The sequence below is a fragment of the uncultured Mediterranea sp. genome, from assembly GCF_902493215.1.
Classification (GTDB): domain Bacteria; phylum Bacteroidota; class Bacteroidia; order Bacteroidales; family Bacteroidaceae; genus Bacteroides.
The window spans coordinates 41,553-53,870 of the sequence record NZ_CABUOL010000007.1; the positions used below are offsets into that span (position 1 = coordinate 41,553).

Annotated in this window: 8 protein-coding genes; 6 read left to right on the top strand and 2 right to left on the bottom strand. The window is 50.7% G+C overall.

Annotated features, from left to right (window positions below; all coding sequences use genetic code 11):
* Nucleotides 1–44 precede the first annotated feature (44 nt).
* Complete coding sequence (rsmA, locus tag RDO88_RS06105) at nt 45–836, bottom strand: 16S rRNA (adenine(1518)-N(6)/adenine(1519)-N(6))-dimethyltransferase RsmA (protein ID WP_307758534.1); 792 nt, start codon at nt 834–836, stop codon at nt 45–47.
* Nucleotides 837–898: 62 nt separating this feature from the next.
* Here rsmA and RDO88_RS06110 point away from each other — a divergent pair, with 62 nt between their 5' ends.
* The 6 genes from RDO88_RS06110 (at nt 899) to RDO88_RS06135 (ending at nt 10,544) form a co-directional block, all read left to right on the top strand.
* A complete protein-coding gene (locus RDO88_RS06110; protein WP_307758535.1) occupies nt 899–1,987 on the top strand; it encodes a lysylphosphatidylglycerol synthase domain-containing protein in 1,089 nt (362 codons plus the stop codon).
* A 253-nt stretch (nt 1,988–2,240) separates the two neighbouring features.
* Nucleotides 2,241–3,233 (top strand): GSCFA domain-containing protein, encoded by a 993-nt coding sequence (locus RDO88_RS06115; protein WP_307758620.1) that lies wholly within the window; start codon nt 2,241–2,243, stop codon nt 3,231–3,233.
* On the top strand, nt 3,209–5,692 hold the full coding sequence (locus RDO88_RS06120; RefSeq protein WP_307758536.1) for a bifunctional UDP-N-acetylmuramoyl-tripeptide:D-alanyl-D-alanine ligase/alanine racemase: 2,484 nt from the start codon (nt 3,209–3,211) through the stop codon (nt 5,690–5,692). The genes RDO88_RS06115 and RDO88_RS06120 overlap by 25 nt, the downstream gene beginning before the upstream one ends.
* A gap of 79 nt (nt 5,693–5,771) precedes the next feature.
* Nucleotides 5,772–5,990: a twin-arginine translocase TatA/TatE family subunit gene (locus tag RDO88_RS06125; RefSeq protein ID WP_307758537.1), complete on the top strand. Its 219-nt coding sequence runs from the start codon at nt 5,772–5,774 to the stop codon at nt 5,988–5,990.
* Between the two features lie 8 nt (nt 5,991–5,998).
* Nucleotides 5,999–6,802: a twin-arginine translocase subunit TatC gene (gene tatC, locus RDO88_RS06130; RefSeq protein WP_307758538.1), complete on the top strand. Its 804-nt coding sequence runs from the start codon at nt 5,999–6,001 to the stop codon at nt 6,800–6,802.
* Between the two features lie 331 nt (nt 6,803–7,133).
* Nucleotides 7,134–10,544 (top strand): AAA domain-containing protein, encoded by a 3,411-nt coding sequence (locus RDO88_RS06135; protein ID WP_307758539.1) that lies wholly within the window; start codon nt 7,134–7,136, stop codon nt 10,542–10,544.
* A 217-nt stretch (nt 10,545–10,761) separates the two neighbouring features.
* Here RDO88_RS06135 and RDO88_RS06140 read toward each other — a convergent pair whose 3' ends face one another.
* Nucleotides 10,762–12,240 carry an MFS transporter gene (locus RDO88_RS06140; protein ID WP_307758540.1) on the bottom strand — a complete coding sequence of 493 codons (1,479 nt, stop codon included), beginning with the start codon at nt 12,238–12,240 and terminating at the stop codon, nt 10,762–10,764.
* Nucleotides 12,241–12,318: the final 78 nt, after the last annotated feature.

Here is a 12,318-nt window from a genome sequence, read left to right on the forward strand (position 1 = left end):
GGGTGGGATAGCGGCAGTCTGAACAGTCTGCTCACCGTTCACCGTTAACCGCTGACCGCTAAAAAGTCTTTCACTCGGTTTGTCAGCTCCACGAACTCCTGCACGGACAGTTGTTCGGGCCGCCGGTCGAAGAGGGCGTCCTGCGTCAGGGGGCAGTCCTTGCCCACGAGGGGCTTGATGGAGTTGCGCAGCGTCTTGCGCCGCTGGTTGAAGGTGGTCTTCACCACTTGCTTGAACAGGCGCTCGTCGCATCCCAGTTCCTGTGTGTCGTTGCGCGTCATGCGGATGACGGCGCTCTTCACCTTGGGCGGCGGGTTGAACACGTTTTCGTGGACGGTGAAGAGGTATTCCACGCGGTACCACGCCTGGACGAGCACGCTCAGGATGCCGTAGGTCTTGCTGCCCGGCCCTGCGGCCATGCGTTCGGCCACTTCTTTCTGTATCATGCCCGTGCAGCAGGGTATCAGGTTCTTGTTGTCCAGCATCTTGAAGAAAATCTGGCTCGATATGTTGTAGGGATAGTTGCCCGTCAGCACGAAGGGGCGGCCGCCGAAGAGGCGCGTGAGGTTCATCTTCAGGAAGTCGTCCTCGATGATGTGCTCTTCCAGCTGGGGATAGGCTTCGCGCAGGTAGGCCACCGACTCGTAGTCCACCTCCACCACCTTCAGCTCGCGCTCCTTGGGCAGGAGGAACTGGGTGAGCACACCCATGCCGGGCCCCACTTCGAGGATGGGCAGGCCGGGGCAGGCGTCGACCGTGTCGGCGATGTCGCGGGCTACCTTCAGGTCTTTCAGAAAATGTTGGCCCAGAAACTTTTTAGGCTTTACCAGTCTCATATATCAAGTTTATTGTTACTTTTGTGCCCCACAAAGGTACGAATTTTAATGAAGAATGAACAATGAAGGATGAAGAATTAAGTGAAGAACGGAAAATGAGCGATGACGGGCGGCTTCCCGATGACGGCGGCTCCTCCCTTGTCCGCTCCGCGGGGCTTCCGCGTTCTTCGTTTAATGGGGTTTCCCGCCTGCTGAAGGTGGCACTTCCCCTGCTGCTGGGTGCCTTCATCCTCTATTGGGTCTATCGCGATTTCGACTTCACGCAGGCCGTCCGCGTGCTGCGCCACGGCATCCGATGGGACTGGATGGCGCTGTCGCTCTTCTTCGGCGTGTGGAGCCATGTGGAGCGGGCGCTGCGCTGGCGCCAGACGCTGGAACCGCTTGGCTATCGTCCGCGTGCGTCGCATCTGGTGGACGCCATTTACCTGTCCTATGCCACGAGCCTCGTCATTCCCCGTGTGGGCGAGGTGTCGCGTTGCGGCGTGCTCTCGCGCTACGACGAGGTCCCCTTCTCCAAGTCGCTGGGCACAGTGGTCACCGAGCGCCTGGTCGACACCCTCTGCATGCTGCTCATTACGGGCGCCACGCTGCTCCTCCAGCTGCCCGTGTTTCTCACCTTCTTCCGCCAGACGGGTACCAAGATACCTTCGCTGGTCCATCTGCTCACGTCGCCCTGGTTCTACGTGGCCCTGTTCTGCGTGGTGGGCGTGCTGGTGCTGGCCGTGTGGCTGGTGCGCATGCTGTCGTTCTTCGAGCGGGTGCGGGGTGTGGTGCTCGACGTGTGGCAGGGCATCGTGTCGTTGCGCCGGGTGCGGAGCGTCCCCCTCTTCCTGCTCCACACAGTGCTGATGTGGCTCTGCTACTTCTTCCATTTTTACCTCACGTTCTACTGCTTCTCCTTCACCGAAGGCCTGGGCGTACAGGCTGGGCTGGTGATGTTCGTGGCGGGCACGTTCGCCGTCATTGTCCCCACGCCCAACGGTGCCGGCCCGTGGCACTTCGCCGTCATCACCATGATGATGCTCTACGGCGTTTCGTCGGCCGACGCCTCGCTCTTTGCCCTCCTGGTTCACGGCATACAGACGTTGCTCGTCATCGTCCTCGGCCTCTGGGGATGGCTGCATCTGACGCTGGGCGGACGGAAAGGGTAGGGGTGCCGACTACACAAAGGTAGGACTTCGGCGCCGTGCGGCCAAAAAAAATGGCGCCGGTAACGGTTGAAAGTTTGTTAATGAAATCCGATGACGTGTTAATAAAACTAATGCATTGCTTTCGAGGGTAGAAAGCATTGTTTTCCGGTGGGTTGCATGATGTTTTTCGGTTCCGTTCCTGCTAGTCTACACCTTTTTTTATATCTGTTCATTTGGCACTCTTCGGCCAACAGACTATCTTTGTATCATGAACATGAATCAATTCTATACTACCGTTGAAATGCCCCAAAGGTTGCCTAGGTTTTCGCAACGCAACCGTCTGCTGCTGATGGGTTCTTGCTTTGCCACCCACATCGGCACAAGGCTGGTGGAGGCCAAGTTTGCCTGCGATGTCAATCCTTATGGAGTGCTCTACAACCCCATGTCCATCTCCGCCGCCCTGCGCGAAGCGATGGATGGGAAGCTGTATGCAGAAAAAGACCTGTATGCATACGGAGACTTGTGGCACAGCCCTATGCACCATGGTGACTTCTCCGCTCCAAGCGTTTCTGAAGCTTTGGAGCGCATCAACACTCGGTTGAAGAGATTGCACACAGAGCTGAAGGAACTGGATGTGCTGGTGGCCACTTGGGGCACAGCATGGGTGTACGAGGACGCAGAGACTGGTAGTATTGTGGGGAACTGCCACAAGAAGCCCGAACGTTGCTTCCGACGCCGACGGCTGACGGTGGAAGAGGTGGCGGACGAGTGGCTCCAGTTGCTTGCCACATTGCGGAAACTGAATCCACAAATAAAGGTTCTGCTGACCGTGAGCCCTATCCGCCACCTGCGTGACGGATTGCATGCCAACCAGCTTAGCAAAGCTGCCCTGCTGATCGCCGCCGACCAATTGGTAGAGGCAATGCCCGATGTCGTGGGTTACTTCCCCGCTTATGAACTGCTGGTAGACGAGCTGCGCGACTATCGCTTCTATGCGGCTGATATGGTTCACCCCTCGGACGTAGCGGTGAACTACGTGTGGCAACGCTTCTGCGAAGCCTGCCTGACGGATGAAGCAAGGCTGGTTATGGATGAATGCGACGCTATTCATAAAGATTTGTCACACAAGTCCTTCCGTCCAGAATCAGATGGATATAAAAAATTTTTAGAACAAATTTTGTTAAAAATAGACCGACTTAACGAAAAATACCCGTACTTAGACTTCGAAAAAGAAAGAACATCATGTCGTATCCGATTGAACAAATAGCAGAAATGATCGGGGCCCGACGCATTGGCGAGGCTCCGGCTACCATCGACTGGCTGCTGACAGACAGCCGCTCGTTGAATTTCCCTGAAGAGACTTTGTTTTTTGCCCTCCCTGCCAAGCGCAACACGGGAGCGAACTATATCCCCGAACTCATTGAACGGGGCGTACGCTGCTTCGTGGTGAGCGAAGAAGAGTATGCGAATGGAGAATGGAAAATGGAAAATGGAGAATTGAATTTCCTCCTTGTTCCTTCGCCCTTGAAAGCTTTGCAGAAGTTGGCAGAGCTACACAGAGCACAGTTCAACATCCCTGTAGTGGGTATCACGGGCAGTAACGGCAAGACGGTGGTGAAGGAATGGCTTCACCAGCTTTTGGGTGACGACCGACGCATCGTACGTTCGCCGCGCAGCTACAATTCGCAGATTGGCGTACCTCTGTCCGTTTGGCAGATGGGAGCAGATGACGAACTGGCCATTTTCGAGGCAGGTATTTCTGAACCTGGTGAGATGCGGGCACTGGAAGCCATCATCAAGCCGACCATCGGCATATTGACCAATATCGGAGGCGCCCATCAGGAAAATTTCTATTCGTTGCAGGAGAAGTGCATGGAGAAGCTGACGTTCTTCAAGAACTGCGACGTGCTGATTTACAACGGCGATGATGAGTTCATCTGCAACTGCGTAGCCAAGTCACTGCTTTCCGCACGAGAGATAGCCTGGAGTCGCAAGGATCCTGAACGCCCGCTTTTCATCTCAAAAGTAGAGAAGAAAGACGACTGTACGTTGATAGCTTACCGCTACTTGGACATGGACAACCAGTTTACGTTGCCCTTCATCGACGACGCTTCCATTGAGAACTCGTTGAACTGTCTGGCGGCATGCCTCTACCTGATGCTTCCGCCGCAGAAAATCAAGGAACGGATGGCACGGCTGGAGCCTGTGGCCATGCGCCTGGAAGTAAAAGAAGGCAAAAATGGATGCCTGCTGATTAACGATAGTTATAACAGCGACTTGGGCTCGCTCGACATAGCCCTCGATTTCCAATACCGCCGTTCGCAGGCCAAGGGGCTGAAACGCACGCTCATCTTATCCGACATCTTGGAAACGGGACAGAATGCATCGACACTCTATCGACGTGTGGCCCAACTGATGAACAGCCGCGGTGTGGAGCGTATCATCGGCGTAGGGCCGAACATTTCGTCGTGTGCCTCCTGTTTCAGCATCGAGAAAGCTTTTTACCCCGACACGCAAGCATTGCTCAAAGCCATTGCCCGCGGAGAGCTGAAGTTGGAAAAGGAACTGATTCTGATAAAGGGTGCGCGCAAGTTCGGTTTTGACATATTGAGCGAGAATCTTGAACGGAAGGTGCACGAAACCATTCTGGAGGTGAACCTCGGCGCAATGGTGGCCAATCTGAACTACTATCGCAGCAAGCTGAAGCCAGAAACGAAAATGGTATGTATGGTGAAGGCATCGGCTTATGGAGCGGGCTCCTACGAAATAGCCAAGACGTTACAGGAACGCCATGTGGATTATCTGGCAGTAGCCGTGGCCGACGAAGGGTCGGAGTTGAGAAAGGCAGGCATCACGGCCAATATCCTCATCATGAATCCTGAAATGACAGCTTTCAAGACGATGTTCGATTACAAGCTGGAGCCAGAAGTTTATAGTTTCCATCTGCTGGATGCCCTTATACGCGAAGCGGAGAAAGAAGGCATCACGAACTTCCCCATCCACATCAAGTTGGACACAGGCATGCATCGCCTGGGCTTTGCCCCCGAAGACATGCCCGAGCTGGTAAAGCGTCTGCGCGGACAGAATGCCGTGCTGGTACGTTCGGTCTTCTCCCACTTAGTGGGCAGCGATTCATCCGTATTCGACAGCTTCACACGACGACAAATAGAGACGTTCGAAGCGGCTGCAAAGGTGCTTCAGGATGCTTTCCCCCACAAGATTTTGCGCCACATCTGCAATTCGGCAGGCATCGAACGTTTCCCTGGCGCGCAATTCGACATGGTACGTCTGGGCATTGGCCTTTATGGTATCAGCCCGATAGACAACTCGATACTGAACAACGTAAGTACATTGAAGACTACTATCTTGCAGATACACGACGTGCCGCAGGAAGATACCGTGGGTTATAGCCGCAAAGGACACTTGGAGCGTCCTTCACGCATTGCCGCCCTGCCTATAGGCTACGCCGACGGCTTGAATCGACGGCTGGGTAACGGACATGCCTACTGTCTGGTAAACGGACAACGGGCGCCCTACGTAGGTAACATCTGCATGGACGTGTGCATGATTGACGTGACGGACATCGATTGCAAGGAAGGCGATTCGGTGGAAATCTTTGGCGACCACCTGCCTGTGACAATTCTTTCCGATGTACTCGATACCATTCCTTATGAAGTGCTGACAAGTGTGTCTACGCGTGTCAAACGGGTGTATTATCAAGATTGAAGGAACAAGGAATAATGGAATTTGGTATTTTTCTCGGTTTGCATTATCTTTGCCCAAACTAATTATTGAAAGAAAAACTATGACAAATTTATTCTTATTGCTCTTTCTGCCTAGTGGTCAAGAATGGATTTATATTGTCATCATTATCCTGTTGCTCTTCGGTGGTAAGAAAATACCCGAACTGATGAAAGGATTAGGCAAAGGCGTAAAGAGCTTCAAGGAAGGCGTAAATGAAGCCAAAGAAGAAATAAACAAGGCCAAAGACGACCTCGATGAATCGGCCAAGGACAAGAAATGACTTGGAGCATGTCGGACGACAAGGAACTGACTTTTTGGGATCATTTGGACGAATTGCGCAAAGTGCTCATCAGAGTGCTGTGTGTGTGGTTCGTATTGGGCGTGGGCTACTTTGTGGCTATGCCCTACCTGTTCGACAAGGTAGTGTTGGCACCTTGCAACAACGATTTCATCTTTTACGACCTGTTGCGTTATATTGGTGAACGCCTCCAATTGGAAGATGACTTCTTCACGCAAGACTTCCATGTAAAGTTGGTCAACATCAATTTGGCAGCTCCTTTCCTGATACACATGTCTACCGCCTTTTGGATGTCGGTAGTGACCGCCGCGCCCTATCTTTTTTATGAAGTATGGCGTTTTGTCAGTCCTGCCCTCTATCCCCACGAGATGCGCGGCGTACGCAAGGCTATGCTGATAGGGACGGCGATGTTCTTCGTGGGTGTGTTGATAGGTTATTTTATGGTCTATCCGCTGACACTTCGCTTCCTCTCCACCTATCAGCTCAGTTCGCTCATCGAGAACCAAATTTCGCTGAATTCCTACATCGACAACTTCATGATGCTGATTCTCTGTATGGGGTTGGCTTTCGAACTGCCCTTGGTGACGTGGTTATTATCTCTGTTGGGTATCGTTCACAGGCAATTGTTGCGCAAGTACCGCCGACATGCAGTAGTGGTTATTGTTATTGTAGCCGCCATCATTACCCCTACGGGCGACCCCTTCACGCTGGCCGTAGTGGCCATACCGCTCTATCTGCTTTACGAGCTGAGCATCCTGATGATCAAAGACAAACCGGCCGAAGTGGAAGAATAGGCAGGTTTTATCTAATTTAACGGACAACAGCTGGTATTGGTACACTCTTTGTAAAGGATGAATCGATTTTTAATTCGATTGTTGAACCATCTAAAAAAAGGAGGATTGCCTTATGGGAGCCGCAGGAAATAAAAAGCCGAAAAAGCCCAAAGATAAACATCATGTACCCGCTTACGAAAGGGATGAAATCCTGAACGAAGCCAGCAAGAAGCCAAGAAACCAGAAGAAGTGAGTAATGTAGGACCCAAATAAGATTCGGTTCGGAATAAAAAATAGTTGAAACAAGTTTCAATATTTTGTTCTCCACTCACCATTCCGTATCTTTGCCTTCATGGAAACTAATGAAGTGAAGGAATATTACGACCGACTGCTGGATGCTTGCAGAAACGATGTACCTTTGGAAGTAGCTTACAGACAATTGCGCGAACTGCTGGAGCAATTGTGCCGCACTCAGATGGAGGACGGCAGTTTGCAGATGACCGACCTTTCCGCCCGCATCAGCTACGTGGCGACTAAAGTCGGCCTTTCTGTTGTAGAACAGAACCGGCTTCATACTTTTCGCCTGACATCCAACCGCATACTCAACCACGAACAGGAACCTGTACGCGATAATTTGTTGCGCGATGTAAAGACACTGGCCTTTTTTGTCAAGTTCCTCACACACGAAGATATTCCCGCCCCCCTCTACCGCCTCCTGCCACGCACAGATGCCACCTATGTGACAATGCCTGTGGGGCGTCGCGTGAAACGCATGCGTGTATGCTTCCAATATGCCGACGGTACCTATCTGTATGTACAGCCACTCGACATCCTTGCAAACGAATGGCTCAAGGTGCGCTATAATGTGCCCGAAGTTAACGACGAATTCAATGAAACTTGTGAATTGTTATGGCGTCATGCACAAGTCAACCTGCTGGACGTAGTAGTGGACGAAGAAGGAGTACTCACCCCTTCATTCATCATTCTGGAGCCTGATTACCTGATTGATATCAGTTCGCTGGCCGAATGTTTCAAAGACTACGGTCACCATCCTGCCAACTACATGCTGGCACGTCTGCAACCCTCGGAAAACACACGACCGCTGCTGTTGGGTAACATTGCCAACCTCTTCCTGGACGAATGGATACACGCGAAAGACGAGCCAGACTACCTGGCGTGCATGAAGAAAGCCTTCCGCACCTATCCGCTAGAACTGGCTGCCTGCGAGGAACTGCGCGACACAGCCAAGGAAAGACAGTTTTTTGCCGACTGCCGCCTGCATTTCGAAAACATCCGACGGACGGTGAACGAGACTTTTCCAACCCCCGGCTATAACCTCGACAAAAACGATGCCGTACTCGAGCCTTCGTACATCTGTGAAGCACTGGGACTGCAAGGACGCCTTGACTACATGCAACGCGACATGACTTCGTTCATCGAAATGAAGTCGGGCAAAGCCGACGAATATGCCATACGCGGCAAGATAGAGCCCAAGGAAAACAACCGCGTACAGATGTTGCTGTACCAAGCCGTACTGGAGTATGCAATGGGAATGGACCATCGTCACGTAAAAGCCTACCTGTTCTACACACGCTATCCGCTACTCTACCCCTCGCGCCCGTCTTGGGCCATGGTACGCAGAGTGATGAACGTGCGCAATCGCATTGTCGAAGCGGAGTATGGTATCCAATTGAGAAACAACATCGAATATACGGCCTACAAGTTCAAGGACCTGCAACCTAATGTATTGAACGAACGTAACTTGGACGGCAAGTTCTGGCGGGAGTATTTATGTCCGCCTATTCAACGCCTGTCGGAGAGGTTGACAACTTTGTCTGCATTGGAGAAGAAATATTTCTATGCACTCTACAACTTCATCACAAAAGAGCTCTATACCTCAAAATCGGGAGACGTAGAAGGGTTAAGTCGCACAGGAGCCGCCTCCCTATGGCTGGCTACCCTTGACGAAAAGTGCGAGGCAGGCGAAATCCTTTACAACCTGACCATTCAGGACAATCATGCGGCCGACCCACACAAGCCCTACCTACAACTGACCCGACAAGGAGGAGAGGAAGAAGCGTTGGCCAACTTTCGGGCAGGAGACGCCGTAGTGCTCTACGAGCGTAACTCGGCACAAGACAACGTAACCAACCGAATGATATTCAAAGGTAATGTAGAATATATATCCGAGCAAACAATCCGCCTTCGCCTGCGTGCCTCGCAACAAAATGCCAGCGTATTACCTGCCGACAGCCGATATGCCATCGAACATGATTTTATGGATACTTCTTTCCGTAGCATGTATCAGGGTCTTGCATCCTTTCTGTCGGCACCCAAACGGAGACGTGATTTGCTGTTGGGACGTCGCGAACCTGCCTTCGACGAAAGTTATCAGGAGAAAATCAGTACAGCAGCGGACGATTTCGCCCGTATCACTCTCAAGGCTCTGGCTGCCCGCGACCTCTTTTTGCTGATAGGCCCGCCAGGCACAGGAAAGACCTCCCGCGCCCTTCGGAGCATGGTGGAAGCCTTCTACAAAGAAGGCAGACAGATATTGCTCATGTCCTACACCAACAGGGCGGTAGACGAAATCTGCAAGACCCTGTCGGCCATAGAACCTGCCATCGATTACATCCGCATGGGCAGCGAACTGGCCTGCGAAGCGGCCTACCGTCCGCATCTCATCGAAAACATATTGGAGGAATGCAACAACCGCCGCGAAGTACAGTCACGTATAGCCCGTTGCAGGGTATTTGTAGGAACTGTAGCCACTCTCTCTGCCAAACCCGACCTTTTCCGGCTGAAACATTTCGACGTGGCCATCGTAGATGAAGCTACACAGATTCTAGAGCCTCAGCTACTGGGACTTCTCTGTACTTGCAATTCAGATGATCGGGAAGCTATCGGCAAGTTTGTCCTGATAGGCGATCACAAGCAATTGCCTGCCGTCGTGCAACAATCTTCCGACCAGTCAGAGGTTTGCGATGAAAAATTACGAAGTTTCGGCATGTACAATCTGAAAGACTCGTTATTTGAACGCCTTTACCGCCACTTTTCCGTTCAAAGCGCGCTGAAGGGACGCAATGGCTTTCTGTCAGAACCCAGTTTCGACATGCTCTGCCGCCAGGGACGCATGAACGAAGAAGTGGCATTGTTTCCCAACCAGGCTTTCTATGGCGGCCTGCTGCAACCAATCGGCCTGCCTCATCAGCAAGGTCGCCTTGAGTTAGCTCCAGGTCTTGAAAGCCATCCGTTGGCAGCAATATTGACACAACGGGTAGCTTTCTTGCCTTCGGTAGCAGGCCCCGCCAGCCAGTCAGTTAAAATCAATCCTATAGAGGCTCAAATTGCCGCCCAACTGGCAGAAGCTGTCTACAGACAATACACAGCCTTGGGATGCTTCTCTCCCCAAATGACTTTGGGTATCATCACTCCCTATCGAAGCCAGATAGCCCTCATCCGAAAAACAATTGAATCGTTGGGAATAACAGAGTTGAGAGACATTTTGGTAGACACAGTAGAACGTTTTCAAGGTAGCGAACGCGATGTCATCATTTATTCCTTCTGTATTAATCGTCCCTACCAACTGAAATTTCTGTCAAATCTGACTGAAGACAATGGGGTTGTGGTAGACAGGAAACTGAATGTAGCTCTGACACGTGCTCGCAAGCAGATGTTCATCATTGGAGTACCCGAACTGCTGAAAATGAATCCTATTTATGCCGAACTACTCCGTTTTTTGGAAAAATTAAAGGACAAGTGATACAAGTTATCAGATTTATTGTTATATTTGCCACACGTTTTTTTCATAGAGATTTAGATTTAAGGTTAGAAGAATTGTGGAAGTCGTGAGACTTCCCTTTTTTTTTATATGCCTTGCACATCCCATAAAGACAAGAAAAAAGACTGTATTCGAAGATAGGATTCTTTATTTCCTCTGTTCGGATACAGTCTTTTTTTATTTACTTCAGCCCGAATGTTCAGTCAATCACGACAGGTTTATATTTAGGTACTAATATTTTCAACATGCTCCAACCAACAAGATAGGCTACGGCGCAGATACAGAAAATGATGAAATAACCGGCAGGTTTTCCTTCAAAGCCCATGAACTGCATATTTGTGCGGGCTGCATAATCAAACAACTTGCCCGATCCTATATTGATAAGGAAAGAACTGATACCACCCGCCATTCCATTGAAGCCTGTGATTGTGGCCACCACACTGTGGGGGAACAAATCGCTGGCTACTGAATACAAGTTAGCCGACCAGGATTGATGGGCAGCTCCTGCCAATCCGATAATGATGACAGGGAACCAGTAAGAATAGTTGCCCAACGGTTGAGCGAACAATGCCAGCAAAGGAATCACAGCAAAGATAAACATGGCCTGCATACGTGCCATATAGGGATTCTTGCCTGTACGATTGATGATAATGGTAGGCAGTTTTCCGCCATAGATGGACAACATGGTAATAGCATACAGCACGAAAATAAGTAACTGCGCAATACCAGTATCTGAAGAAAAGCCATATACATCGGAAATATAGGCGGGCGTCCAGAAAAGGAAGAACCACCAAACACCATCTGTAGTAAACTTGGCCAGTACAATAGCCCACGTCTGCTGATAGGAAAGGCATTGGAGCAAGCTCAATTTCTTTGCAGGCTTCGTCGGATGGCTTTCCTCCTGGCTGTCTGCTTGTTTTTCATTCGCCTTGTCCTGCTGGATGTAAGCCAGCTCGGCTTGATTGACATGGGGGCTTTCTTCTGGTTTCTTATATATGAAAAGCCATATCCCCATCCATATAAATCCCAATCCACCGATGATGACAAAAGCCATTTCCCAACCATTTCCTACACCCAAGTCTTGAAAATATCGGGCCAATGAAGGGATGGTAATGGGTGCAACCAACGCTCCGATGGTAGAACCTGCATTAAAGATGGAAGTGGCGTAAGCCCTGTCTTTCTGAGGGAAATATTCCGCCGTTACCTTGACTGCCGCTGGGAAGTTACCAGCCTCACCTATTCCCAAGATGACACGTGCGGCAATGAAGAAATAAACACTGGTAATGGTTATGGTCGAAGCGATGGCACCTGTAGCCGAAACCATTTCGGCCGCACTTTCAATCCCCACGACGTGCTCTGTGGCCCATCCGCATACTGCGTGCAGGCAGGCACCCAATGACCATACGAAAATGGCCCACATATAACCTTTCTTGGTTCCCATCCAGTCGATGAAACGGCCGGCAAAAATATTGGCTATAGCATATACGAGGGCAAAAGTACCCGTAATATTACCATAATGAATGTCTGTCCAATGGAACTCGGGGGCAATGAAATCTTTCCACGTGAGCGAAAGCACCTGTCGGTCCATATAGTTGACCGTAGTGGCAAAGAAGAGCATAGCGCAGATGGTCCATCGGTAATTGGTCATCTTGCTTACTGTTTTTTGAATCGTATTCATGATAATAGATCGTTGTTCCTCTCTATACAAGAAGAGAAGATTTCGTGTCAATTCTATGTGTAACAATGAAGGATATGT

What these genes read in the sequence shown, in the direction of transcription:
- rsmA (WP_307758534.1), bottom strand. Translation starts at nt 836, where the DNA reads ATGAGACTGGTAAAGCCTAAAAAGTTTCTGGGCCAACATTTTCTGAAA.
- RDO88_RS06115 (WP_307758620.1), top strand. Translation starts at nt 2,241, where the DNA reads ATGAATCAATTCTATACTACCGTTGAAATGCCCCAAAGGTTGCCTAGG.
- RDO88_RS06140 (WP_307758540.1), bottom strand. Translation starts at nt 12,240, where the DNA reads ATGAATACGATTCAAAAAACAGTAAGCAAGATGACCAATTACCGATGG.
- tatC (WP_307758538.1), top strand. Translation starts at nt 5,999, where the DNA reads ATGTCGGACGACAAGGAACTGACTTTTTGGGATCATTTGGACGAATTG.
- RDO88_RS06110 (WP_307758535.1), top strand. Translation starts at nt 899, where the DNA reads ATGAAGGATGAAGAATTAAGTGAAGAACGGAAAATGAGCGATGACGGG.
- RDO88_RS06120 (WP_307758536.1), top strand. Translation starts at nt 3,209, where the DNA reads ATGTCGTATCCGATTGAACAAATAGCAGAAATGATCGGGGCCCGACGC.
- RDO88_RS06125 (WP_307758537.1), top strand. Translation starts at nt 5,772, where the DNA reads ATGACAAATTTATTCTTATTGCTCTTTCTGCCTAGTGGTCAAGAATGG.
- RDO88_RS06135 (WP_307758539.1), top strand. Translation starts at nt 7,134, where the DNA reads ATGGAAACTAATGAAGTGAAGGAATATTACGACCGACTGCTGGATGCT.